Source organism: Paenibacillus sp. JDR-2 (assembly GCF_000023585.1).
Classification (GTDB): Bacteria; Bacillota; Bacilli; order Paenibacillales; family Paenibacillaceae; genus Pristimantibacillus.
The window spans coordinates 5,379,256-5,403,962 of the sequence record NC_012914.1 but is presented as its reverse complement, the minus strand read 5'-3'; the positions used below and the strand labels follow the sequence as shown (position 1 = coordinate 5,403,962).

The following is a 24,707-nucleotide window of genomic DNA, read 5'->3' as shown; positions in this document are numbered from 1 at the left end:
TGATAGCTTTGAGTAAAGTACTCGACCGATTTAAATATAACGGCCTTTTCGTGAAAATGTTCATCATTATGGTAGTAAGCATTGTGGCCGTATCGATTACAGCGACCTGGACAACGATGAACGTGTCCAGCCGCGTGTTTATGGAAACCTTCAGCATTACCAATTCGAAAATTATTACGCAGATCAGAAACGGCATGGACTCGTTCAATTATTCCATTGTGCTGACGGCGAACAAAATCTCGCAAAGCGGTACGATCAAGCAGTTTCTGACCGAAGGCAGCGGCGAATCGAACGTCATGGTAGGCAGTTATTTTCAGATGGGGCAGCAGATGAACAAGATTCGCTCTAGCGTGGACGCTTATGAGGTAGGCATTACGGTGACAGGGGTGAACGGCCGTCGTTATTCGACGGACCGTTCCTACTGGCCGGTACCGGACGATGCTCTTGCGAACCACCCCATAACCAAACGTTCTCTTGCAGAGCCTCGCAGACTGATGTATTCCTATGACGATGCCGAAACCTCCGGTACTCCGGGCATCGAGCCTACGATTGTAGCTTCCAAGGCTTTGGTGGACCGCAGCGGAACCGTCTATGGAATGGTTTATTTTGCCGTACGCGAGCTTTATTTCGCCCGTTTTTATGATAGCAATACAAGTCTTGGCAATGATGTGGCGGTAATTGACAGCCGGGGGACGATAGTATCCTCCAACCGTAATGACTGGATCGGGCAGCGTTCGCCGGATCTTCTTCAGTATGCGAAAGAGATCGACGAGAAGCATCTGGATTACAAGAATGCCAACATTATGGGGAAGGACCATCTTCTTTTATCGGAGTATATTGCCGGTTTAGACCTTTATATGGTGAACGTTATAGATAAGAAGCAGGTCCTGGGACAATTGACGGATACGAGGCAGATTACGCTTATCGTCATGGCCATTGTAGCCGCGGCGGTTATTATCGTGTTCATCATTTCAAGGCGCATGACCAAATCGCTGACCCGGCTTGTAAAGCAGATTTCGACGATCTCAAAATACGAGTTCGACCGCCATGTGAAGGTGGACGGCAGCTATGAGACTCGCCAGCTTGGCCTTGCTTTTAATGCCATGATCGACGAGCTGAATGAATACGTAGACAAGCTGGTGGAGACGCAGAAGCAGCAGCGTAATGCGGAGCTGGAAGCGCTGCAGCAGCAGATTAATCCTCATTTTCTGTATAATACCCTAGCCTCGGTGAAATTTATGGTGCAGCAGGGCAATAAGGAGAAGGCGGCCGAAACGATTAATGCGCTTATCTCGCTTCTGCAGAATGCGATCGGTAACGTCAGCGAGATGATTACGGTACAGCAAGAGCTCGACAACATGAAAAATTACGTGTTTATCAATCAGGTTCGTTACGGCGAGCGGATCCGCGTTAGTTACTTTATTGGTCCGGATTGCCTGAATTACCGGATTCCGAAGCTGATGATCCAACCCTTTATCGAGAACGCCTTTTTCCATGCTTTTAACGACAAATCCGAAGGTTATATCTATATTATGGTAGCGCAGGAAGGCTCTTCGCTTGTATGCGAAGTGGTGGATAATGGCGACGGCATGAACATAAACGGAGGGATTCCGAGTCAGGAGAACAAGCGCCAGCTGTTCAGCGGAATTGGGGTACGCAACGTTAACGACCGGATCAAATTATTGTTTGGCGAGGAATATGGGGTTACCATAACAAGCGAGATCGGGGAAGGGACCCGGGTGAAAATTCGCATTCCGCTGCTTCGATCCAATAATGATCCAAATTTCTAAAGATTGTCCTAGTACGAATAGACCACTTTCAAGCAACTCATAATAAAATGACAATTCGTTGTAAAGATCGTTCTAACGAGCGCCATGATGGGAATGCTATCATGGATTCGTAAGCCGGAAAACGCTTACAACACATATACAGATGCGGAGGTCTTGAAAGTGAAGAAATTAGTCACTGTACTTGCTCTTAGCGCAGTAGCTCTGTCGGCTTGTTCGTCCAACTCGGACAACAACAAAAACAGCGCGAATACTGGTGCTGAAAACGGCGGTAAAGCTGCAAGCAAAATTACGGTTTGGGCATGGGATCCTAACTTTAACATCAAAGCGATGAACCTTGCGAAAGACGCTTATGCGGCAACTAACAAGGATTTGACCGTTGATATTGTAGAGAACGCTCAGAACGATATCGTTCAAAAGCTGAACACTGGCATGAGCTCCGGCACGACTAAAGGTCTGCCAAACATTGTACTTATCGAGGACTACCGCGCGCAAAGCTTCCTGCAAGCTTACCCGGATATGTTCTACGACCTGAGCAGCGTAATTAACCCTTCCGACTTTGCTGATTACAAGCTTGGACCTACAAGCGTTGACGGCAAATACTACGGCGTTCCGTTCGACTCCGGCGTTGCTGGTCTTTATGTAAGAACGGACTACCTCGAGAAAGCCGGCTACACCATTAATGATCTTCAGGACATTACTTGGGACCAGTACATCGATATCGGTAAAAAAGTCAAGGAAGCTACAGGCAAGGACTGGATCTCGCTTGATCCGAACGACCTCGGTATCATCCGCATGATGATTCAATCCGCTGGTTCGTGGTACCTGAACGAAGACGGCAAAACGCCTAACATTGCGAACAACGAAGCAATGAAAGAAGCGTTCGAAGTATACAAAAAAATGATGGATGCCAACATCGTGAAAATCCACTCCGACTGGAGCCAATTCGTAGCGAACTACAACAATGGTGATGCTGCATCGGTACCTACGGGCAACTGGTTCACGCCATCCATCACGGCGGAAGCTTCGCAATCCGGCAAATGGGCGGTTGCTCCAATGCCGAAGCTTGCGAAAACGCCTAACTCCGTGCATGCGACTAACCTTGGCGGCAGCTCGTGGTACGTTCTGAACGTTCCGGGCAAAGAGCAAGCAGCCGAATTCCTGAAAGCAACACTTGGCTCGAACGTTGACCTGTACCAAAAACTCGTTACTGACGTTGGCGCAATCGGTACTTACAAACCGGCTACAACAGGCGAAGCTTACACAGCTGCTAACGAATTCTTCGGCGGTCAAAAAATCGTACAGGACTTTGCGAAATGGACGAACGAAATTCCAAGCGTAAACTACGGTATGCACACTTACGCAATCGAGGACATTCTGGTTGTCGAAATGCAGAACTACCTGAACGGCAAGAAGATTGACGATGTATTGAAAGATGCACAAGCACAAGCAGACTCGTCTGTAAAATAAAGAGAGAAAATGACCTTGGAACATGGTCCTCCGCGTTCCGCCGCCATCTCTTAAGGGCGTGCCCCGCGGGGCATGCTCCAAGGTCTTTATTATGAAATGCTCAAGATAGGAAGGAGCTGGCTGCCGCTGTGAGTAAAGCAAAAGCAATGAATATTAAGGCGAGAACGAATGCGATCGGCTGGTCGTTTATAGCGATAGCTGTCATCATGATTTGCGCCTTTTATTTCTACCCGATGATTAAGGCACTGATGTTATCGTTCCAGACCGGGACAGGCACGAACTTGCATTATGTTGGTGGAGACAACTATGCAAGGCTGTTTAAAGACCAGACTTTTATTACCGCACTGAAAAACACGTTTATTTTCCTGATTATCCAAGTACCGATTATGATCGTACTTGCCATGTTTATCTCGGTATTGCTTAATGATAGCAAGCTGAAGCTTAAAGGATTTTTCCGTACGGCGATTTTCCTGCCGGCTGTAACATCGCTTGTTGCTTATTCCGTTATTTTTAAATATCTGTTCGGCAATGATGGCTTGATTAACTCTTTGCTTACCAATCTTCATTTGATCAGCGCCCCGATTCAATGGATCACTGACCCGTTCTGGGCTAAAATTACGATTATTATCGCCATCACATGGCGTTGGACCGGATATAACATGATTTTCTATCTGTCTGCCCTGCAAAATATCGATAACTCGATTTATGAAGCAGCAAGGATTGACGGCGCATCTTCATTCCGTCAATTCACGCAGATCACTATTCCGCTTCTCAAACCGATCATCTTGTTCACTTCGATCACATCGACCATTGGTACGCTTCAATTGTTCGATGAGGTTATGAACATTACGAAGGGCGGACCGGGTAACTCGACCACTACGCTGTCGCAGTATATTTACAACCTTTCGTTCAAATATACGCCTGACTTCGGTTATGCGGCGACGGTTTCGTACGGCGTTGTCATTCTTATTGTAATCTTCTCGATTCTTCAGTTTAAACTGGCAGGTGATAAAAATGGCTAAACGGATTTTCACCTATGTATTCCTGAGCATTGCGGCCATTGTATCGATCTTCCCATTTATATGGATGATCATAAGCGCGACAAACAAATCGGTTGACGTAACGAAGGGTACTCTGATGCCCGGCTCAAGTCTTGGTGCGAACTGGCATAAAATTTTGGATCAGGTTGATCTTGGGCAAGCCATGCTTAACTCGGCGAAAATTTCGATCTCGACAACCATTCTGGCCCTTCTGATTGCTTCGCTGGCCGGTTACGGCTTTGAGATTTTCCGCAGCAAAGCGAAGGACGTTGTCTTTAACATCCTGCTGCTCTCGATGATGATTCCGTTCGCGGCTTTGATGGTGCCGCTTTACCGGATGTTTGGTACGATTACGCAGAATATCCCTGCAATCGGAATCAATACAATGACGGCTGTCGTGCTGCCAACGGTAACGACCGCGTTCTTAATTTTCTTTTTCCGTCAAAGTACAAAGATGTTTCCGAAGGAAATGCTTGAAGCAGGTCGAATAGATGGATTAAACGAACTTGGCGTATTCTTCCGTATTTATGTTCCTACGATGAAAACTTCGTATGCGGCAGCAGCCATTATTACGTTTATGTCCAGCTGGAATAACTATTTGTGGCCGCTCGTCGTGCTGCAATCCCCCGAGAAACGGACGATTCCGCTCCTGATCTCGAACTTGGGATCCAGCTACTCGCCGGATTATGGCGTGAACATGCTTGTTATTCTGATTGCGACGCTGCCAACGGCCATTGTCTTCTTCCTGATGCAAAAGCATTTTGTAGCGGGAATGACTGGATCGGTAAAATAGGCTCGCAAGTAATGAATCATCACGATTGCCCGTATAACGGGCAATTGTGGTGATAATTCATTTTGGGGAGGAAATAAAAAGAATGAAAGCAACAAGGGCAGACATCAATTGGCTCAGCGACCCGACCGTTTACCGCGTAAACCGTCTGGACGCGCACTCCGATCATCGGTATTACCGTGCAATGGAGGATGCGGAGCGCAAAGCGCCAATGGCGATGCGCCAGGATTTGAACGGCGGTTGGAAATTCAGCTATGCCGCAAATGCGGCGAGCCGAATTGAAAACTTCTATAAACAAGACTTTGATTGCAGCGGCTGGGATGATATTCAAGTGCCAGGGCATATCCAAATGCAGGGCTACGGTCAGCTGCAATATGTAAATACGATGTATCCTTGGGACGGTCTGGATGCTGTTCGTCCTCCGGCTATCCCGGTAGTCAGCAATCCGGTGGGCAGCTACGTGAAGCATTTCCGCAAGCCGGAATCCATGAGCGGACCTGTCTATATTTCGTTCCAAGGCGTCGAGTCGGCCTTCTATGTATGGCTGAACGGCGAGTTTGTGGGCTATGCGGAAGACAGCTTTACGCCTTCGGAGTTTGATCTGACTCCGTTTATCCGGGAAGGCGACAATAAGCTTGCGGTGGAAGTGTACCAACGCAGCTCCGGCGCTTGGCTCGAGGATCAGGACTTCTGGCGTTTCTCGGGAATTTTCCGCGATGTGTATCTGTACACGGTTCCGGAGATCCATGTAAGAGACATGTTTATCCATGCGGATCTGGATGACAGCTGCAAGCAAGGCACGCTGAAAGTTGATCTCGAATTATTGGAGCAAGCCGGCAATGCCGATGCTTCGGTGAAGCTTGAGCTGAAGGATGCGGAAGGCGTTGTTGTAGCTGCAGGCGAGGGTGCTTTTGCGGACGGCAAGCTGTCGGTTACGGCTGATGCGGGCGAAGTAAAGCTGTGGAGCGCGGAATCTCCGTATTTGTACAGCGTATGCTTGTCCGTCTTGAATGCACAGGGACAGCTGGTTGAAGCCATTGTGCAAAAAGCCGGCTTCCGCCGCTTCGAAATGATTGACAAAGTCATGCACATAAACGGCAAACGTATCGTGTTCAAAGGCGTTAACCGCCATGAATTCAACGTACGCCGCGGCCGCACCATTACGGCTGAAGATATGATCTGGGATATTACAACGATCAAAGCGAATAACATGAACGCCGTTCGTACTTCGCATTATCCGAACCAAACGTTGTGGTACGAGCTGTGTGACGAATACGGCATTTATCTGATTGATGAGATGAACCTCGAATCCCACGGCTCGTGGCAGAAGATGGGCGCGGTTGAACCGTCCTGGAACGTGCCGGGCAATCTGCCGGAATGGCAGGGCTCCGTGCTGGATCGGGCCGAGTCGATGCTTGAGCGCGACAAGAACCATCCTTCGATTCTCATCTGGTCTTGCGGTAACGAATCTTACGCGGGCGAAGTGATTCTGAACGCAACGAAGTACTTCCATGCGAAGGATCCAAGCCGTCTTGTCCATTACGAAGGCGTGTTCCACAACCGGACGTATGATGCGACAAGCGACATGGAAAGCCGGATGTACGCCAAGCCTGCGGATATTATCGAATATCTGGAAAGCAATCCGTCCAAGCCTTACATCAGCTGCGAATACATGCATGCGATGGGTAACTCGGTTGGGGGCATGCATAAATACACCGAGCTGGAGCAAAAGTACCCGATGTACCAAGGCGGCTTCATCTGGGATTACATGGATCAGTCCATTATGACCAAGGACCGCTATGGCAAAGAGTTCTTTGCTTACGGCGGCGACTTTAACGACCGTCCGACGGACTACAGCTTCTGCGGCAACGGCATTGTATTCGCAGACCGCAAGGTAACGCCAAAGATGCAGGAAGTGAAGTTCCTGTATCAGAACGTGAAGCTGGCTCCTTCGCGTACGGGCGTTAAAGTGATTAACGAGAACCTGTTCGTGAATACAAGCGAGTGGGATTTGACGGTCCGCGTATACCGCGATGGCGTAGAAGTATTCGGCTGGAACGGAGAAACCTCTGTTCAACCGGGAAGCGAAGACGTTGTGCCGCTCTCGCTGCCAGCGGAAGTAACGAAGATTGCCGGTGAATATGCGGTTCATGCCGCACTTGTGCTCAAGCAGGATGAGCTGTGGGCAGAAGCTGGCCATGAAGTAGCCTTTGGCGAGTACGTATTCGAGGTTGCTGCTGAGGAAGCCGTACCTGCAGGCACGATTCGCGTCGTAGAAGGCGACGTGAATATTGGCGTAATGGGCGATGGCTTCACGATTCAGTTCTCCAAAGGCGTCGGCTCGCTGGCATCGATCCGTTACGGCAGCCGCGAGTTTATCGCAGCACCGCCAGTGCCGCAGTTCTGGCGCGCGCAGACGGATAACGATAAAGGTTATGCGCATGGCTATGATGCCGGTCTGTGGTATGCGGCAAGTCTTGCCCGCAAATGCCTGAAGGTTGAGCTGGACGCAGCCGCATCGGGCGACCGCGCAACGGTTGCGTTCGAATACGGCTTCAGCATTAGCTCCGACCTGCGCGTACGCACGACCTATACGGTATTTGCGGACGGAAGCATTGAAGTGAAGACCGATTATAAAGGTGCAGCCGGACTTCCGAATGTGCCGATTGTTGGCCTGACGTTCAAGCTGTCTGCGGACTATGATCAGACGCAGTGGTATGCAATGGGGCCGGAAGAGAATTATATCGACCGTGCTTTCGGCGCGCGTCTTGGTACGTTCAGCCGTGCGGTGAAAGACCTGCCAACTCCGTATCTGGTACCGCAAGAGACGGGCAACCGTACCGGCGTACGCCAGTTGCGTATCACGGACAGCAAAGGCTTTGGCCTGCAGCTGAATGCTGCAGCATCGGCACCGGTGGAATGCAACGTGTCGCCTTGGACAGCGTTCGAGCTTGAAAATGCCGCTCATTGGTATGAGCTGCCGCAGCCGCATTACACGGTTGTAACGGTTGCCGGACGCCAAATGGGCGTAGGCGGCGACGATAGCTGGGGCGCTCCGGTTCATCCGGAATACCTGATCTCTGCGGATCAGGACCTGAGCTTCACGTTTACGATTTCGGCGGTTGACCGCTCTACGAAATAGAAGATTGCAGGATAGAGGCTGTCCCTTTGGGACAGCCTCTATTTTTTTGAGTGGGGCGGCGGGACGAGCCTTACAGCTGCATATTGTCTCTTGATTTCCATTACGAGGACCGTGCTTGCCTCTTTCCCGTCCACCACACTGTACGAAATACAGCATAATGAGGCTCTACAGCCCAGTAACTCGTTCTACATTGTACGTTGTGCAGGATATTGAGCAGAATGAGGGCCGGGGCGGCCTATTAAGGCAAAATATACTGTAATACGTGCAACGTAATTTTCGCCTTGGAGCGTTTTATGTCCATTATCCTCCACAATGTGCAACGTAGCGGAGCGAAGGGAGAAGAGGTCACGGCAGTTAGCACACAAGTATAGTAACTCCATCCTTACATCATCTAACCTACATCAAACCTCCTCTATACATAACGTCCAACGATTAGACCATTTTATAAAACAGTTTGTATAATGTAATCCAAATTACGTGTTATATAATATTACATAACAACATAAGCGGCGGGTAAAAGGATGACATAAACAATCTTCATCAGGAGCGAGGGGGCTTGGGAGTTTGTCACAAGAGAGTCAGAAGGAAATAGAGATACGGATCGACGATGTATCGATGGTATTTGGCCGGAAGGGCAGAGAGGTGACGGCGCTCTCGCAAGTCAGCTTTGATATCCGTCGGAAAGAATTCGTCTCCCTGCTAGGGCCTTCGGGCTGCGGTAAATCTACATTGCTCCGGTTAATCGCGGATCTGCTGCAGCCGACAAGCGGACGGATTACAATCGGCGAAGAGGAGCCCCGGGAAGTCCGGTTAAAGAGAAAGTTCGGAATTGTATTTCAAAGCCCTACCTTATTCGAATGGCGCACGGTGAAGGATAATATCGAGCTTCCGATGGAAGTGCTTGGCCTTAAAAAGTCTGAATATTCAGCTATATCAAGCCGTCTGATCGAGATGGTTGGCTTAACCCAATTCAAGGATCATTACCCTTGGCAGCTAAGCGGCGGCATGCAGCAACGAGTGGCGATTGCCAGAGCATTGGCGCTTGATCCGCCGATCCTGCTGATGGATGAACCGTTCTCCGCTTTGGATGAGTTTACGAAGGAGAAGCTGCAGCTTGACCTGCTCGCCATTCAGAAGCAGACCAACAAAACGATCGTATTCGTTACTCACAGCATTCCGGAAGCGGTGTTCCTCTCCGATCGGGTTATCGTCATGTCGGCGCATCCCGGGCGAGTCCATACGATTCTGGACGTCGAACGGGAGGAAGGCAGCTACGAGCATATCCGCAATTCCGGGCATTTCCATGAGATGACGGCCAAGGTGAGGGGTTGCCTGTTAGTAGATAAGAATTGCATTCGCAATTCTTAAGTGAATGCTTACGAAGCAAGAATTGCATTCGCAATTCTTAAGTGAATGCTTACGAAGCAAGAATTGCATTCGCAATTCTTTTTAGGAGAGTGATATTGTTGATGAGCGGATGGCTTAGAAAAAGCGGCCAAGGCGGTATTCTTGCCATGTGGGTGGCGGGAGCTCTCGTGTTATGGGAAGCGGCGGCCTGGTACTTAGCCGATATTGCGCATGTGCTGGCTCCGGCCTCCAAGCTCCCTTATCTTCACCTTGTCATTGAAGCCCTGATTAAGCACTGGTCTACATTAGCCGAGCAAGGCGCGGTTACCTTCGGGAACTCGATACTGGGCTTCCTGATTGGGACGGGAGTAGGGACTGCACTTGCTATTATCATGAGCTTGTCCAGAACCATCGAGTTAACCTTATCTCCCTATATGATCGCTTCGCAGATGGTTCCGATCATCGGCCTAGCTCCAATCCTGTACGGCATTATCCACGATCCAGCGATGTCGAGGGTGCTGATGGCGGGATATGTAACCTTTTTTCCGGTAGCTATTCATATGCTGCGCGGCCTTCAGAGCATCAAGCCTGAACAGGAGGACCTGATGCGCTCGTACGCAGCCTCTGCATGGACGACGTACACCAAGCTGCGGCTGATGGCATCGCTTCCCGGTCTTTTTGCCGGACTTAAGCTGTCCGCCCCTCTTGCGATTACGGCTTCTATTATCGTTGAGCTGATGGGAGCGCCAAACGGCATTGGCGTATTAATGCTCAGCTCTCTCTACTACGGCAGCTCGCAAGTGTATATGTTCTGGTCCACGATTCTAGTCAGCGTTGTCATCGGGTTGATCTGGTTCCTGCTAGTCACGCTGGCTGAACGGTTATTGACTCCATGGCAGCCGGAATTTCGTTCGCAAGGGGGAGGCGGAAGATGAAGGAGATGACCGCCGTCAATACGGAGCAGTCCCTTGTCCCGCCCCCGCAGCCTAGATTAGCAGCAGACCTTACAGCGGGACTAAACGAGAGGAAGAGCAGACTAACTCCAACCTCCATACGAAAACAATCCCGAAGCACGTTCTGGCTGCCAATCGGATTTGGCCTTCTCTTTCTGATCATCTGGCAGCTAAAAGGATTCCACAAGCTGTTTCACCTGGAGCTTTATCAATTGCCGATTCCGTCGGCCATCGGAAAGGCTATTCAGACAAACCGCGATCTCCTCTGGAACTACTCCCTCTATACCGGCGCGGAAATGATTGGGGGCTGCCTAATTGGCTCCGCTATTGGCCTTCTCGCTGCCATTGCAGCGTCTTTTATTACGCAAGCGGGCAAAGGAGCCATCACCTTAGTAGCTGCTTTAAACGCCGTCCCAATCGTTGCGCTCGCGCCGGTTATGAACAATTGGTTTGGCGACGGTGTCGCCTCCAAGATGGCGATTGTCGCCATCATGACGATGGCCACGATGGCGGTTAGCGCCTATAAGGGGCTGCGCTCCGTCGAGCCCGCCTATCTGGAGCTTATGCACGCCTACGCGGCAGGAAGGTTCGTCATCTTTTTGAAGCTGCGGTTCAAGCTTGCGCTGCCAGCCATATTTACAGCGCTCAAGATCAACATGGCAACCGGCATTATAGGAGCGATAGTTGGCGAGTTTTTTATCTCCTCCAGAGGGCTGGGCTTTCTGCTATCCGATCAGATTAAGCTGGGCAATATGCCCATCGCCTGGTCCTGCATTGTTATCGCCGCCGTGCTTGGCATCGCGCTCTATTATCTCATTCAGCTGCTGGAAAGAATCGCGATTCCATGGCATGCCGCCCGGCGCAAGCTGCAATAACTTCTTACGCATCAGGGGATGTCTTCATCTTACAAATAGATAGCGATAGGGAGAGGATGGGGTAGATGAGAAAGAGAAACCGGGTCATTAAGGCCGTAACCTCGCTGACGATGGCAATGGCGTTGATTATGGTCGCAGCCTGCGGCAATAACGGTCCATCGGAGTCTTCGGCGAACGAGGGCAAGTCAAGCGAACCTCTGAAGAAGGTGAAAATCCAGCTGAAATGGGTGCCTCAAGCCCAGTTCGCGGGGATTTTCGTCGCCAAGGAAAAAGGCTTCTACGAGCAGGAAGGTCTGGATGTCGAGATTGTACCGGGCGGCCCGGATGTCGTTATCGAGCAGCAGGTGGTGAACGGCGCGGCGGATATCGGCGTAACGAGCTTCGACAGCCTGTTGGTGAACCGGGACAACGGATTGCCGCTCGTCTCGGTGGCGCAGATCTTGCAGAAGAGCTCGTACCGGTTTGTTGCCGACAAGGCTTCCGGGATTGATGCGCCGGCGAAGATGAAAGGAAAGAAGGTAGGCATGTGGACGGGAAGCCAGCAGTTCCAGGTGCTTGCTTTCATGGAGAAGAACGGCCTTGATCCGCAGAAGGATGTGGAGCTGGTGAAGCAGGGCTTTACGATGGACCAGTTCTTCAACAAGCAGCTGGATGTAGCGATCTCTACCATCTACAACGAGTACCATGTCGTGCTGGAGAGCGGCGTGAAGCCGGAGGATTTATATGTGTACGACTTTGAGGATGCGGGTGTCGGGATGCTTGAGGATACGCTGGTGGTGAAGGAGGATTGGCTGAAAAATAACCGGGATACCGCGGTTAAGGCCATCCGCGCCACAATGAAGGGCTGGAACTACGCCATTGCCAATCAGGAAGAAGCGGTTGATATCGTAATGAAGGCCGTAACAGAGGGCAGCACAACGAAGGAGCATCAGTCCACCATGCTGATGGAGATGGCGAAGCTTGTGAAGCCGGAAGGGTTCACGGATGCCCAGGTAGGTTCCTTCGTAGATGATGCCGTGCAGCGGACGGTAGATATTTCGCTCAAATACGGATTAATCAAGGCGGCGCCGGATTTAAGCAAAGCCATAGACAAGACGATTCTGGCGGACGCGGAAAAAAGCTAGCGGATAACATACGAGGTAGTGGGGGAGATGCATAAGGTTCCTAGGGACCTTAAACACGAGAAAAAGCAGTTGAGTTAGGTGGTTAAGATCCCTAAAGGACCTTAACACGTTGAAAGTGGCAGGGTTCCGCCTTGAAAGTAACGTGCGAGCAGGAAATGAGGTCCCTCAGGGACCTTAAACACGATAAAAAGCAGTCGAGTTAGGTGGTTAGGGTCCCTGAGGGACCTTAACGCGTTGAAAGTGGCAGGGTTCGGCCTTAAAAGTAACGTGTGAGCAGGAGTTAAGGTCCTAAGGGATCTTAAGCTCGAGAAAAAGCAGTCGAGTTGGATGGTTAAGGTCCCTGAGGGACCTTAACGCGTTGAAAGTGGCAGGATTTGACCTTGAAAGTAGTGTGCGAGCAGGAAATGAGGTCCCTGAGGGACCTTAAACACGATAAAAAGCAGTCGAGTTAGGTGGTTAAGGTCCCTGAGGGACCTTAACGCGTTGAAAGTGGCAGGATTCCGCTTTGAAAGTAACGTGCGAGAAGGAAATAAGGTCCCTGAGGGACCTTAAACACGATAAAAAGCAGTCGAGTTGGGCGGTTAAGGTCCCTGAGGGACCTTAACGCGTTGAAAGTGGCAGGATTCCGCCTTGAAAGTAACGTGCGAGCAGGAAATAAGGTCCCTGAGGGACCTTAAACACGATAAAAAGCAGTCGAGTTGGATGGTTAAGATCCCTAAAGGACCTTAACGCGTTGAAAGTGGCAGGATTCCGCCTTGATAAGTAGCATGTGAGTAACAATTAAGGTCCCTAAGGGACCTTAACGCCGCGCTTAGTTGCCAGAGTTCGAGGGATGGTGTTCTGACTAGCCGTATAAATTCAAATCTCGTACATACTTATATGTCATCGGAGACTTGGACGGGAGGGAACGGGACATGGGTGTGGAGCTCAACGCTACGATTAATGCAGAACGGCTGAACCGGCATACCGAGGAGCTGGCGCAGATCGGAAGGATTGGGGAGACCGGCGTATGCCGGCTGGCTTTGTCGAAGGAAGATAGAGCGGGAGTAGAGCAGGTGAAGAGCTGGATGGAAGCAGCGGGAATGACCGCAAGAATAGATCCTTTTGGCAATCTGATAGGCGTATTCAGAGGAAAACATCCGGAGCTTCCGGTCCTTATGCTAGGCTCCCATGTCGATTCCCAGCCCTATGGCGGACGGTATGATGGGGCTATCGGCGTTCTTGGAGCGATTGAAGCGGTCCAGACGATGGCTGAAAAAGGTTTCACACCCGAAATGGACATTGAGGTGGTCGCCTTTTGCGATGAAGAGGGCTGCCGCTTCAACAAAGGATTATTTGGCGTCCGCGGCATGACGGGCAAGCTCGAGGAAGGGGAGCTTGACCGGACAGACAAGAATGGCGTAACTCGCCGGGAAGCCTTGCTGGAGTTCGGCTGCGACCCGGCAGAGTTTGAAGGATATGCGTTTGAGGCGGGAAGGATCGGCGCGTTCCTGGAGCTTCATATTGAACAAGGGCCGGTGCTTGAATCGCTGGATTCGCCGATTGGCATCGTAACCGGCATTTCCGGCCCGCTCTGGTGGACGGTTGAGCTGAACGGCTTTGCAGGACATGCGGGCTCGGTGCCCATGCCGATGAGGAGGGACGCGCTGGTTGGCGCGGCAAAGGTGATTGTTGCTCTTAACGACCTCGCCCGTCTGGAGGACGGGGCTTCAACAGTTGGAACAGTAGGCTCGCTGTCGGTGTTTCCGGATTCCCGCAACATCATCCCGGAAAAGGTGACGTTTACGGTTGACCTCCGGGATATCGTTCTCTCCCGCCGGAACGAGCGGGAGCAGCAGCTGCTGGATACCATTCAGGACATCTGCGATGAGCATGACCTGCAGTATCTGATCCGGGAGGATACGAACAGCGAACCGCGGTATTGCGCGGAATGGATGAAGGACATCTTGCGGAAGGAAGCGTCCGGCATGGGGATGAAGCTGCCTGAGCTGATGAGCGGGCCGTTCCACGATTCGCTGACGATGTCTTACGTGACGGATTACAGCATGATTTTTGTCCGGTGCAAGGACGGCATCAGCCATAACCCCAAGGAGTATTCTTCTCCGGAGGATATAGCTTTGGGAACGGAGCTGCTGTACCGGTCGGCTATACGTATTGCGAGCGGAATCGGGAGGAGAAGCGATGAGTAAGGTAACGATTGGATTAGTCCAGGCATCTCATGACGTACATGGCGATGAGCCGGTAGAGGCGCACAAGAAGGCGGCGATTGAAAAGCATATCCGTCTTGTACGCGAAGCCGCTGCCAAAGGCGCTCGGATTATCTCGCTGCAGGAGATCTTCTACGGACCGTATTTCTGTGCGGAGCAGGTAACCAAATGGTATGACGCCGCTGAGGAAATTCCTAACGGGCCGACTACAAAGCTGTTCCGGGAGCTCGCCCGGGAGCTAGGCGTCGTTATTGTGCTTCCTATATATGAGCGTGACGGCATTGCGAATTACTATAACTCCGCAGCGGTTATTGACGCGGACGGCGCTTACCTCGGCAAATACCGCAAGCATCACATTCCGCATGTAGCGGCAGGCGACGGGGGATGCGGCTTTTGGGAGAAGTATTATTTTAAGCCGGGCAATGTAGGTTATCCGGTATTTGATACGGCTTACGCGAAGGTTGGCGTATACATCTGCTATGATCGGCATTTCCCGGAAGGGGCGCGTGCGCTTGGGCTGAACGGGGCGGAGATTGTTTTTAATCCTTCCGCGACGGTAGCGGGCACTTCGGAATACCTATGGAAGCTGGAACAGCCGGCTCATGCGGTGGCGAACGGCTATTACGTGGCGGCTATCAATCGGGTCGGGTACGAGGCGCCTTGGAATATGGGAGAGTTTTACGGACAGTCTTATTTGGTTGACCCGCGCGGCTCGATTGTGGCTATCGGCAGCCGGAATCAGGATGAGGTTGTAATTGGCGTCATGGATAAAGAGCTGATCCGCGAGGTGCGGAATATTTGGCAGTTTTATCGGGACCGCAGGCCGGAAACGTACGACAGCATCATAAACCTATAATAAGCGCTATGGGAAAGGGGGATGAACGGATGGCTGCAACGTTTATATCCGCGGAATCTTTGCGGCGTAATTTTGCCGAGGTGAAAGCCGGAATGAAGCCCAAGGAGGCGATCGAGGAGTCGAACCGCTGCCTGTATTGCTATGATGCCCCGTGCATTAAGGCTTGTCCGACGGGCATCAACATTCCGTCCTTTATCAAAAAGATCGCCTCCGGCAACATGAAAGGCTCCGCCCGCGCCATTATGGAGGCGAATCCCGTTGGCGCAAGCTGCTCGCGGGTATGCCCGACGGAGGAGCTATGCGAAGGGGCCTGCGTGCTTAACCATTCGTCCAAGCCGATTATGATCGGGGATCTGCAGCGTTACGCGACCGATTGGGCAATCCGCAACGAGCAGGTATTGTTCAAGGCAGGAAGCAGCAACGGGAAAAAAGCCGCCGTTATCGGAGGTGGTCCTGCAGGCTTGTCGGCGGCCAGGGAGCTTGCCCGGTTCGGCTTTGCGGTCACGGTGTTCGAAGCGAAGGAGCAGGCAGGCGGCCTTGATACGCATGGCATTGTCTCGTTCCGGCTGCCGCAGGAAATCTCGCTCTGGGAAGTAGAGCAGGTCAAGCAGCTTGGCGTAGAGATCCGAACGGGCGTGAAGGTTGGGATCGATATCAGCGTCGAGGAATTAAAGCAGCAGTACGATGCGATTGTCCTGGCCATCGGCATGTCCAAGGTGCCGAAGCTGGGCATCGGGGGCGAAGGTCTCCGAGGCGTCTATGACGCTATCGAATTCGTAGAATCGACCAAATCGTCCATTCGTACGGATATTGCGGGAAAAAAGGTTGCCGTTATCGGTGCCGGCAATACCGCTATTGACGCGGCGACCTGTTCGGTTCGGCTCGGAGCGGACGAGGTGACGATTGTCTACCGCCGGACTTCCGTAGAGATGACGGCTTACGATTTCGAATTCGATTTTGCGAAGCAGGACGGCGTCATGTTCAAATGGCTGACCGCGCCAAAGCGGATCGTTGGAGATTCGGCGGGCAATGTAACGGCGCTCGAATGCACGTTGATGAAGCTTGAAGAGAGCGGTGGCCGGATCCGGCCGGTGCCGGTGGAAGGCTCGGAGTTTTTTATGGATGTGGATGCGGTTGTTCTTGCCATTGGTCAAACGCGTCATATCGGCCTGGTCGAGCAGCTTGGTCTCTCGCATAAACGCGGAATCGTAGCGATTGATCCGGTTACGTTCCAAACGTCCGATCCGCAGGTGTATGCGGCTGGCGATGTTATTTTTGGCGACGGCCAAGGGGAAGCGATGGTTGTATCGGCGGCGCAGCAGGGCAAGAAAGCCGCGTATGCCATCTATCGGCAGCTGGTGAAGGAGCAGGGGGAGACGGCGTAATCATATTTTTTAGGAGGGGAAACGCGATGGCTGATTTGCGTATCAATCTGGCGGGCATATCCTCGCCGAATCCGTTCTGGTTAGCGTCGGCGCCGCCAACGAATACGGGCTACCAGGTGCAGCGGGCTTTCGAGGCGGGTTGGGGCGGAGCGGTATGGAAGACCCTTGGGGATCCGATTATCAACACTTCGTCGAGGTTTGCGGCCGTGCATTTTAACGGTCAGCGCGTGGCGGGCTTTAACAATATCGAGCTGATTACGGACCGGCCGCTTGAAGTGAATTTGAAGGAGATTTACGAGACGAAGAAACGGTTTCCGAACCATGCCGTCGTGGTGTCCCTTATGGTGGAGCCGAAGCGGGAGAAGTGGCATGAAATTGTAAAAAAAGTCGAGGCCGTAGGCGTCGACGGACTGGAGCTGAACTTCGGCTGTCCGCATGGCATGGCGGAGCGCGGCATGGGCTCGGCCTCCGGCCAGCAGCCGGATCTGGTTGAAGCGCAAACGATGTGGGCGAAGGAGGCGGCAAAGACGCCGGTCATCGTGAAGCTGACGCCTAACATTACGGATATTACGGCTACCGCCAAAGCGGCCGTTCGCGGCGGCGCGGATGCGATCTCGCTTATCAATACGATCAACTCTCTGGCTGGCGTGGATCTCGACACCTGGAACACGATTCCGCATGTTGGCGGCAAAGGTGCTCATGGCGGGTATTGCGGTCCGGCGGTAAAGCCCATCGCGCTGAATATGGTGGCGGAATGCGCGCGTAACGCTCAGGTCAATGTACCGATCTCGGGAATTGGAGGCGTCTCCAATTGGCGGGATGCGGTCGAGTTTATGCTTATGGGAGCTACCGGGGTGCAGGTGTGTACAGCGGCCATGCATCACGGCTTCAGCATCGTGGAGGATATGATCGACGGGCTGAACAACTACCTGGATGACAAAGGCTTATCCTCCGTTACAGAGCTGATTGGCAAATCCGTTTCCCGATACTCCGATTGGGGCGATCTTGATCTGAACTATCAGGTTGTTGCCCGGATTCACGAGGAGAATTGCATCGTCTGCAATAAGTGCCATATTGCCTGCGAGGATACGTCGCATCAATGTATTGAACGCCTGACAACGGACGACGGCCGTGCTTACCTCAAGGTGCGGGAAGAGGATTGCGTAGGCTGCAATCTTTGCTCGATCGTTTGTCCGGTGGAAGGTGCGATCTCTATGGTTGAGATTCCTTCCGGCGAGCTGCCGATGTCCTGGAATGCGCGCCAGAAGGCGGTCGCTTCAGTCGGCGATTCCAATCAAGCGCCAGGTGGCGCGAGCAAGGAGGCGGTATAAGCGATGGCTGCGAAAATCATACGAAACGGCACGATAGTAACCGCCGCGGATACGTATCGGGCTGATGTTCTTATTGAGGACGGCGTTATCAAGCAGATTGGTCTTGGCCTTTCGGCAGAGGAAGCGGAGATCGTTGATGCAACCGGGAAATACGTGTTTCCTGGCGGCGTAGACCCGCATACCCATCTGGATATGCCGTTTGGCGGGACGGTGACGGCCGATGATTTCGAGACGGGGACAAGAGCCGCGGCATTTGGCGGGACCACAACGATTATCGATTTTTGCCTGACGGACAAGGGAAAGCCGCTAAGCGAGTCGCTTCAGAAATGGCATGCGAAAGCCGGGGGCAAAGCCGTGATCGACTACAGCTTCCATCTGATGATCAGCGAGATCAATGACGCCGTGCTGGCGGAGCTGCCTTTCATCGTGAAGGACGAAGGGATTACTTCGTTTAAGGTGTTTATGGCGTATAAAAACGTGTTCCAAGCCGATGACGGCACGTTATACCGGACCATGTTATCGGCCAAGGAGCTTGGCGCCATGGTGATGGTGCATGCCGAGAACGGCGATGTCATCGAGTTTCTGGTGGAGAAGGCGCTTGCCGAAGGGAATACGGACCCGATCTACCATGCGCTGACCCGGCCTTCCGCTATCGAAGGCGAAGCAACGGCTCGCGCGGCGGCTCTTGCCGAGCTCACGGGTGCAAGGCTGTATGTCGTGCATGTCACCTGCGCGGAAGCGGTGAAGGCGATCCGCGAGGCAAGAACCCGCGGGGTAGATGTGTGGGGCGAGACCTGCCCGCAGTATCTGGTGCTCGATCAGTCGTACCTCGCGCTGCCGGATTTTGAAGGAGCCAAGTATGTATGGTCTCCGCCTCTCCGCGAGAAGAGCCATCAAGAGGTGCTCTGGAATGCGCTTATTACGGGTTCCCTGCAAACGCTAGGCTCCGATCAATGCTCCTTCAACTTCAAAGGGCAAAAGGATTTGGGGAAGGGCGATTTCAGCAAAATTCCAAACGGGGGTCCGGTCATTGAGGATCGTTTCTCCATCCTATACTCGGAGGGAGTCGCGAAAGGCAAGCTGACGCTGAACCAATTCGTAGAGATTGTCGCTACCCGTAACGCCAAGCTGTTTGGCTTATTCCCGCGCAAAGGGACGATTGCCGTTGGCAGCGACGCGGATATCGTTATTTTTGACCCAACAGCGGATAGAACGTTATCGGCGGAGACTCATCATATGAACGTCGATTACAACCCGTTTGAAGGGCTTCGCGTGAGCGGCGTGCCGGAAAGCGTATTGTCGCGAGGCGAGTTTGTGATTCGGAATCAAGCTTTTGTAGGGGAAGCGGGCAAGGGGCAATTCCTGAAGCGCGCGACATATAAGCAGGGATAGGGATGCGGGCCGGAAGACCACTCAACGGAGGTGCTTACTTATGTCGGCTTACCGGGAGTTTATGGAAGAGAAGCAAAAGCTGGATGCTTATATCGGCAGGCAGTTCAGAATTCATAGCGTAGTGGAGAATTTGAGCGGGGCAACCATAGAACTTGTTCATCCCGGCGGGGAGAGCGCGGTGCTGCAGCTGCTCTCCGCGGATGCCCGGAAATATATGTCCAATCTGGTGGTGAAGCAGCTGGCTTCCTCCGGTTGGAATGATGCAGGGTAATTAGGGAATCGCCCCATAGGTGTATTCATACGCATTTAATGCGAGCTCAATGGCCAGCCGTTTATCTGCAACGAGGTAGTCATCGCCTAACAGCGATGCTATTTTCTCGAGCCGATGATAAAGCGTCTGACGGACGATAAACAACTCTTTTGCCGTATCCTGCTTGGAGCCGGACAGGGAGAGGAACACCTTCAGCGTTTTGAGCAGCTGCCCGTTTTTCTCCTGATCGTACCGCGCGAGCGGGCCGATATATTCCTCGATGAGGGCGGGCAGCATGCCGGTCTTCTTGAGACCCGATATGATCCGGTACGTGTGCAGGTCATTGAAAAAAGGCGAGCTCAGCGGCCCGATATCCGTCTGAATCGCAACCGTCTCTTGCGCGGACTCGTAGCCTTCCTTGGCGCGGGACAGATCGGTCAAGTATTTGCCGATGCCCAGCGTTCCGGCAAATAGGGCCGAATCCGGGTTGTGCTCAGTTTTTCTTAGACGGTCAATGGCGCGGAGGAGGCGATCCTTCCACTTGAGCTGCTTCATCTGATCGATTAGTACAAAGACGATATGATCATGCAAAATGGCGGGGAGAAGGAAGTAGCCTTCGCCTTCGAAGATGGCGCGGGCAACCATGTTTTTCTGAATAAGCAGCTCTTCGCCTTCCTTCCACTCCGCCAGCTTCAGGTTCAAGCGGAATATGCAAACGGTTAAGCCGTAAAGCTTGGCGGCGGGCCTGATCGAGCTGATATACTCCCGCACTTCCTTCTCGGCATGCTTGCCGCTCAGCCAATCCGTTACCCACATTTCATCCTTGTAGCGCCGTCTCTCCTCCATATATTTGGTACGCATCATTTCTTGGGCGATAGCGGTAGCGCAGCGGTCGAGGGCTAGAACCTGGAATTCGCTCAACTCCTGCTCGGACTGCAGCAGCAAATCGGCAAATAGATGGTCAAGGGCAAGAATCGGGCGGTGCGCGAGTCCGCGCTTCAGGTCAGGGGTGGCAAACATTTCGCCGTAAATCCATTGCTCGTAGAAGCTGTCTGCTTTGGCTTTGGGCATATGCGGAATAAACTCTGCTTCGGCATTTAACGGAAAAAAAGCGACTTGGGTACCGGTCGTGTGGTGGAGAAGCTTAAGCAGCGGCATAATGCCTTTGCCGGAGAGCAATAGCTGGTTCAGCTTGGTGGAGAGCGCTTCAAGCTCATAGACCATGCGGTGATGCTGATGGATGAAGTAGGCGTGCAGATCTTGGGTAATGTCGATATAACGAACCTCCTCGTGGAAAAAAAGGAGAGGAAAGTTCTCTCGCTCCGCCAGCTCGATCATGGCATCGGATGGCTTTTTGGTGTAGGTGCCTAGTTCGATACAGAGGCCAGAGGCTCCGGAATCGATAAGCTGCCGAAGGAAGGATAGGCTTAGCTCCTCGTCGTCATGCCAGCCGATGCCGGTGGACAGGATCAGCTCATTGCCGCTTAGAAGCTTGCCAATCTGGGTAACTTCCATAATGTGGACCCATCGTACGGTGCGATTCAGCGCTTCTTCGCTTGCGATCGTCTCAGCCTTCTGAAACAGAGGGCGCTGCAGGATGTCTCTAACGGTTAGCTGCATCAACGTTTCAACCATGGACCTTCACCGCCCTAACGTGGAATTGTGAGGGAAACTGATTCTAGTTTCTCATCATTATACAAGAGGATAGATTTCGCAGGCAACGTAACGCATAGTGGCAGGCGGATAGGAGAAAAGGGAGGGAGCGTATATGGAAATTGGCGTTCCGAAAGAGAGAAAAAGCGCGGAGCACCGCGTTGCTCTAACGCCCGGCGGCGTTTATGAGTTAGTAAAGCATGGACATCGCGTGTTTGTAGAGACGGAAGCGGGGGCGGCATCCGGGTTCCCGGATGAACAGTATCAGTCGGCTGGGGCTATAGTTGTAGCGGTTGCGGATGATGCTTGGTCCAGGGATATGGTCGTGAAGGTGAAGGAGCCGCTGAAGGAAGAGTACCGGCACTTCCGTGAAGGGCTGGTGCTGTTTACGTATTTGCATCTGGCTGCGGAGCGGGAGCTGACAGAGGCATTGGCGCAGCATAAGGTGACGGCGATCGCATACGAGACCGTTCAGCTGTCCAGCGGCCAGCTGCCGCTTCTCACCCCGATGAGCGATATAGCCGGAAGGATGGCAGCCCAGGTCGGAGCTCAATTTCTGGAGAAGGCGCATGGGGGAAGAGGTATTCTGCTGGGCGGCGTTCCCGGCGTGCGGAAAGGCCGCGTCACCATTATCGGCGGCGGCGTAGTAGGGACAGGCGCTGCGCAGATCGCGCTTGGTCTTGGCGCCGACGTATCCATTATAGACCGCGATGCCGATAGGCTGCGGGCGCTGGAGGATCGGTTCGGCGGCCGGATACAGACACTCGCTTCGCATTCCCGGCAAATCGCCGAGGCAGTCGCTGAATCGGATCTTGTGATTGGAGCCGTGCTGATTCCCGGCGCCCGTGCGCCAAAGCTTGTAACGGAGGACATGGTCCGTGCCATGCCGGCAGGCTCGGTTATCGTGGATGTCGCGATTGACCAGGGCGGCAGCGTGGAGACGATTAACCGGATTACGACGCATGCCGAGCCGGTATTCGAGCGGTTTGGCGTCCTTCATTACGCCGTCGCCAACATGCCGGGCGCCGTGCCATATACGGCAACGGCGGCACTAACAAACGCCACGCTGCCGTATATGCTGGCGCTGGCCGACCGCGGCGTCCGCGATACGCTTGCCGGCAGCGAGCCGATCCGGCGCGGCGTAAACGCCATGGACGGCTTTATCACTCATGAAGCCGTCGCCGCGGCTCATCAGATGAGCTATACCAAGGTGCGCGATCTGTTAAGCTCTTCGATCGCTTGAGAGAACCCCCGCAAAGCTGGATGCCAGCCTGCGGGGGTTCTTTTTTTTGCCTAAGAGAGCTGCCCCGCCTGCGTGGATTCCGGCGGCTGAAAGGCTGAAAACAGCCTTAGAGCTTGTCCGACAGGCCTCCGGATTAGCAGAATGGCTCTTGAAAGGCTAAAAGAAACCTTTCAGGCTAGCAAAAGCAGCGAATCCAGCTGCGAAAGGCTGAAATCAACCTATCAGCTGTCGGTAGGGACCTTAAGGATCCGCGAATAGCCTGGCATCGCCGCATGTTTGGCTGATTTCATGAGGTTAAGGTCCCTGAGGGACCTTAACCCGGCTCGCACGGGCAAGAAGAAAGCTCTTAAGGTCCCTAAGGAACCTTAAGGTTCCACCAATAACCCGGCGTCGTCACCTGCCCGCTTGAGAGGGATTCCCCATTCCAGCGGCTTATTTCCGAATGCCCAGCGAAGGCTCAGCAATCGCCATCTCCCAGCATGATCTAGGGACGATGCCTGCTGGGCAGGCGTCTAGGAAACTCTTTTCTACTATTTTCCTCATTCTCAATAATTTCTTAATCTATCATTTACGTTCTTCAAACACTTCAAAACTATAATCGCTAAGTATGTCCAGCATTCGACAGATAGAGAGAAGCAGGAAGCCAAGCACTAGGGAGAAGGGAGACGCATGTGAAATTACACAAAAAAGCTGGGGTTATACTGGCCGCTTTATGGGTTCTGTTGACAGTAATGGGCGGAACGGCCGAAGCGCATTTCAGCTCGACGGGTTTTTCGGATATTACCGTTAAGGATAAGAATCTGGAATACAACTTGTTCTTGCTGGAGAGGGAACTGCTCGAAGCTATGCCGCAGCTTGATGGCAACGGTGACGGCAAGCTTTCCGAAGACGAGCTGTCCAGTGAAAATGATGCGCTTACGGCACTCGTTCACGACAGGCTTATCGTTACGGGCAATAACAAGGTTGGCACGGGAGTTGTACTCGCAGCCAAACAGACGGAAAAAGCAAAAGTGCCGATGATCGAGATCGACATCAACTATGATTTTGCCGAGCCTGTCGACCGGTACATGGTTCAATATAACTTTTATGACGGAACAAACCCCGATCACCGCAGCTATGCAACGATCCGGATGGGGAAGCAGTCTATCGTGCAAGTGATAAACAGTTCGAACAACATTTTGCAGATGGAAGGCTACCATGGAACGGATGCGGCAAGCTCCGATTCTGGTGCCGCTCTAGATGATGCTGGGTCGAAGCCGTTGACCACTTCTTCCTCGTGGACAAGCGTGCTGAAAGATTACGTGACGATGGGGATGGAGCATATCTGGTCGGGCGCCGATCATATGTTGTTCCTCTGCGGGTTAATCCTTGCCTCGGGCACAAGCGGCTGGACGATGCTGAAGCTGGTCTCGGCCTTTACGGTTGGACACAGCATCACATTGGTTCTATCCGCGATGGATCTAGCGTCGTTGTCGCCGCTTATCGTGGAGCCTCTTATTGCGTTAAGTATCGTATTCGTAGCTTTTGAGACGATGTTCCGCAAAAGATTCCCGCAGCTGAAGGGCAAGCAGATTGCCGTCACGGTGACGTTCGGGATGGTGCATGGCTTTGGCTTTGCGGAGATTTTGCACGGAACGATGTCGGGCAACATTGCCCTGCCGCTCTTCTCCTTCAATCTTGGCGTTGAGATCGGCCAGCTCGTTGTACTGGCGATTGTCATTCCGATTCTGTGGGTAATTCGGAAGCTGATTACAAGCACAAGCAACCGTCAGATCTGGTGGACGTATGCGACCTCCTCGGTGGTTGGTTTAATGGGACTATATTGGCTGATCGAACGCCTGATCTCAGACTTCACGATGTAA

Annotated in this window: 18 protein-coding genes; 17 read left to right on the top strand and 1 reads right to left on the bottom strand. The window is 52.6% G+C overall.

The genetic code is table 11. From position 1 onward, the window contains the following. Positions 1-8: 8 nt before the first annotated feature. The 15 genes from PJDR2_RS23660 to PJDR2_RS23590 all read left to right on the top strand — a co-directional run bounded on the left by PJDR2_RS23660 (position 9) and on the right by PJDR2_RS23590 (position 19,970). Positions 9-1,790, top strand: coding sequence for a sensor histidine kinase (locus PJDR2_RS23660; RefSeq protein WP_041613594.1), 1,782 nt, complete (start codon positions 9-11; stop codon positions 1,788-1,790). A gap of 159 nt (positions 1,791-1,949) precedes the next feature. Next, complete coding sequence (locus PJDR2_RS23655; RefSeq protein WP_015846251.1) at positions 1,950-3,257, top strand: ABC transporter substrate-binding protein; 1,308 nt, start codon at positions 1,950-1,952, stop codon at positions 3,255-3,257. Between the two features lie 146 nt (positions 3,258-3,403). Beyond that, the gene (locus PJDR2_RS23650) at positions 3,404-4,279 is read left to right on the top strand and encodes a carbohydrate ABC transporter permease (protein ID WP_041614604.1); all 876 of its coding nucleotides are present in this window, start codon (positions 3,404-3,406) and stop codon (positions 4,277-4,279) included. After that, positions 4,272-5,090 carry a carbohydrate ABC transporter permease gene (locus tag PJDR2_RS23645; RefSeq protein ID WP_015846249.1) on the top strand — a complete coding sequence of 273 codons (819 nt, stop codon included), beginning with the start codon at positions 4,272-4,274 and terminating at the stop codon, positions 5,088-5,090. The genes PJDR2_RS23650 and PJDR2_RS23645 overlap by 8 nt, the downstream gene beginning before the upstream one ends. 82 nt (positions 5,091-5,172) lie before the next feature. Continuing rightward, positions 5,173-8,229 carry a glycoside hydrolase family 2 TIM barrel-domain containing protein gene (locus tag PJDR2_RS23640; protein ID WP_015846248.1) on the top strand — a complete coding sequence of 1,019 codons (3,057 nt, stop codon included), beginning with the start codon at positions 5,173-5,175 and terminating at the stop codon, positions 8,227-8,229. A gap of 564 nt (positions 8,230-8,793) precedes the next feature. Then, the gene (locus PJDR2_RS23635; RefSeq protein WP_015846247.1) at positions 8,794-9,597 is read left to right on the top strand and encodes an ABC transporter ATP-binding protein; all 804 of its coding nucleotides are present in this window, start codon (positions 8,794-8,796) and stop codon (positions 9,595-9,597) included. A gap of 101 nt (positions 9,598-9,698) precedes the next feature. Continuing rightward, positions 9,699-10,511 (top strand): ABC transporter permease, encoded by an 813-nt coding sequence (locus tag PJDR2_RS23630; RefSeq protein WP_049790076.1) that lies wholly within the window; start codon positions 9,699-9,701, stop codon positions 10,509-10,511. Continuing rightward, complete coding sequence (locus PJDR2_RS23625) at positions 10,508-11,404, top strand: ABC transporter permease (protein ID WP_015846245.1); 897 nt, start codon at positions 10,508-10,510, stop codon at positions 11,402-11,404. The genes PJDR2_RS23630 and PJDR2_RS23625 overlap by 4 nt, the downstream gene beginning before the upstream one ends. A gap of 65 nt (positions 11,405-11,469) precedes the next feature. Beyond that, on the top strand, positions 11,470-12,528 hold the full coding sequence (locus PJDR2_RS23620; protein WP_015846244.1) for an ABC transporter substrate-binding protein: 1,059 nt from the start codon (positions 11,470-11,472) through the stop codon (positions 12,526-12,528). 914 nt (positions 12,529-13,442) lie between these two features. Next, the gene (locus PJDR2_RS23615) at positions 13,443-14,717 is read left to right on the top strand and encodes a M20 family metallo-hydrolase (protein WP_015846243.1); all 1,275 of its coding nucleotides are present in this window, start codon (positions 13,443-13,445) and stop codon (positions 14,715-14,717) included. Continuing rightward, positions 14,710-15,591, top strand: coding sequence for a nitrilase-related carbon-nitrogen hydrolase (locus PJDR2_RS23610; protein ID WP_015846242.1), 882 nt, complete (start codon positions 14,710-14,712; stop codon positions 15,589-15,591). Before PJDR2_RS23615 ends, PJDR2_RS23610 begins: the two co-directional genes overlap by 8 nt. 29 nt (positions 15,592-15,620) lie before the next feature. Further along, the gene (locus PJDR2_RS23605) at positions 15,621-16,976 is read left to right on the top strand and encodes an NAD(P)-dependent oxidoreductase (protein ID WP_015846241.1); all 1,356 of its coding nucleotides are present in this window, start codon (positions 15,621-15,623) and stop codon (positions 16,974-16,976) included. Positions 16,977-17,002: 26 nt separating this feature from the next. Continuing rightward, positions 17,003-18,307 (top strand): NAD-dependent dihydropyrimidine dehydrogenase subunit PreA, encoded by a 1,305-nt coding sequence (gene preA / locus PJDR2_RS23600; RefSeq protein ID WP_015846240.1) that lies wholly within the window; start codon positions 17,003-17,005, stop codon positions 18,305-18,307. 3 nt (positions 18,308-18,310) lie between these two features. Then, positions 18,311-19,699, top strand: coding sequence for a dihydropyrimidinase (gene hydA / locus PJDR2_RS23595; RefSeq protein WP_015846239.1), 1,389 nt, complete (start codon positions 18,311-18,313; stop codon positions 19,697-19,699). Between the two features lie 40 nt (positions 19,700-19,739). Then, positions 19,740-19,970 (top strand): hypothetical protein, encoded by a 231-nt coding sequence (locus PJDR2_RS23590; protein WP_015846238.1) that lies wholly within the window; start codon positions 19,740-19,742, stop codon positions 19,968-19,970. On the opposite strand, the gene PJDR2_RS23585 is transcribed toward PJDR2_RS23590, so the two are convergent. Next, positions 19,971-21,584, bottom strand: a complete 1,614-nt coding sequence (locus PJDR2_RS23585; protein WP_015846237.1) for a PucR family transcriptional regulator — start codon at positions 21,582-21,584, stop codon at positions 19,971-19,973. It lies immediately after the preceding gene. A 133-nt stretch (positions 21,585-21,717) separates the two neighbouring features. Between PJDR2_RS23585 and ald the strand changes: the two genes are divergently transcribed. After that, a complete protein-coding gene (ald, locus tag PJDR2_RS23580; RefSeq protein WP_015846236.1) occupies positions 21,718-22,845 on the top strand; it encodes an alanine dehydrogenase in 1,128 nt (375 codons plus the stop codon). Positions 22,846-23,516: 671 nt separating this feature from the next. Then, entirely contained in the window at positions 23,517-24,707 is a 1,191-nt protein-coding gene (locus PJDR2_RS32095) for a HupE/UreJ family protein (RefSeq protein ID WP_015846235.1), read from the top strand.

What these genes read in the sequence shown, in the direction of transcription:
- PJDR2_RS23605 (WP_015846241.1), top strand. Translation starts at nt 15,621, where the DNA reads ATGGCTGCAACGTTTATATCCGCGGAATCTTTGCGGCGTAATTTTGCC.
- ald (WP_015846236.1), top strand. Translation starts at nt 21,718, where the DNA reads ATGGAAATTGGCGTTCCGAAAGAGAGAAAAAGCGCGGAGCACCGCGTT.
- PJDR2_RS23630 (WP_049790076.1), top strand. Translation starts at nt 9,699, where the DNA reads ATGAGCGGATGGCTTAGAAAAAGCGGCCAAGGCGGTATTCTTGCCATG.
- PJDR2_RS23650 (WP_041614604.1), top strand. Translation starts at nt 3,404, where the DNA reads ATGAATATTAAGGCGAGAACGAATGCGATCGGCTGGTCGTTTATAGCG.
- PJDR2_RS23645 (WP_015846249.1), top strand. Translation starts at nt 4,272, where the DNA reads ATGGCTAAACGGATTTTCACCTATGTATTCCTGAGCATTGCGGCCATT.
- PJDR2_RS23620 (WP_015846244.1), top strand. Translation starts at nt 11,470, where the DNA reads ATGAGAAAGAGAAACCGGGTCATTAAGGCCGTAACCTCGCTGACGATG.
- preA (WP_015846240.1), top strand. Translation starts at nt 17,003, where the DNA reads ATGGCTGATTTGCGTATCAATCTGGCGGGCATATCCTCGCCGAATCCG.
- hydA (WP_015846239.1), top strand. Translation starts at nt 18,311, where the DNA reads ATGGCTGCGAAAATCATACGAAACGGCACGATAGTAACCGCCGCGGAT.
- PJDR2_RS23590 (WP_015846238.1), top strand. Translation starts at nt 19,740, where the DNA reads ATGTCGGCTTACCGGGAGTTTATGGAAGAGAAGCAAAAGCTGGATGCT.
- PJDR2_RS23615 (WP_015846243.1), top strand. Translation starts at nt 13,443, where the DNA reads ATGGGTGTGGAGCTCAACGCTACGATTAATGCAGAACGGCTGAACCGG.
- PJDR2_RS23625 (WP_015846245.1), top strand. Translation starts at nt 10,508, where the DNA reads ATGAAGGAGATGACCGCCGTCAATACGGAGCAGTCCCTTGTCCCGCCC.
- PJDR2_RS23585 (WP_015846237.1), bottom strand. Translation starts at nt 21,584, where the DNA reads ATGGTTGAAACGTTGATGCAGCTAACCGTTAGAGACATCCTGCAGCGC.
- PJDR2_RS23640 (WP_015846248.1), top strand. Translation starts at nt 5,173, where the DNA reads ATGAAAGCAACAAGGGCAGACATCAATTGGCTCAGCGACCCGACCGTT.
- PJDR2_RS23610 (WP_015846242.1), top strand. Translation starts at nt 14,710, where the DNA reads ATGAGTAAGGTAACGATTGGATTAGTCCAGGCATCTCATGACGTACAT.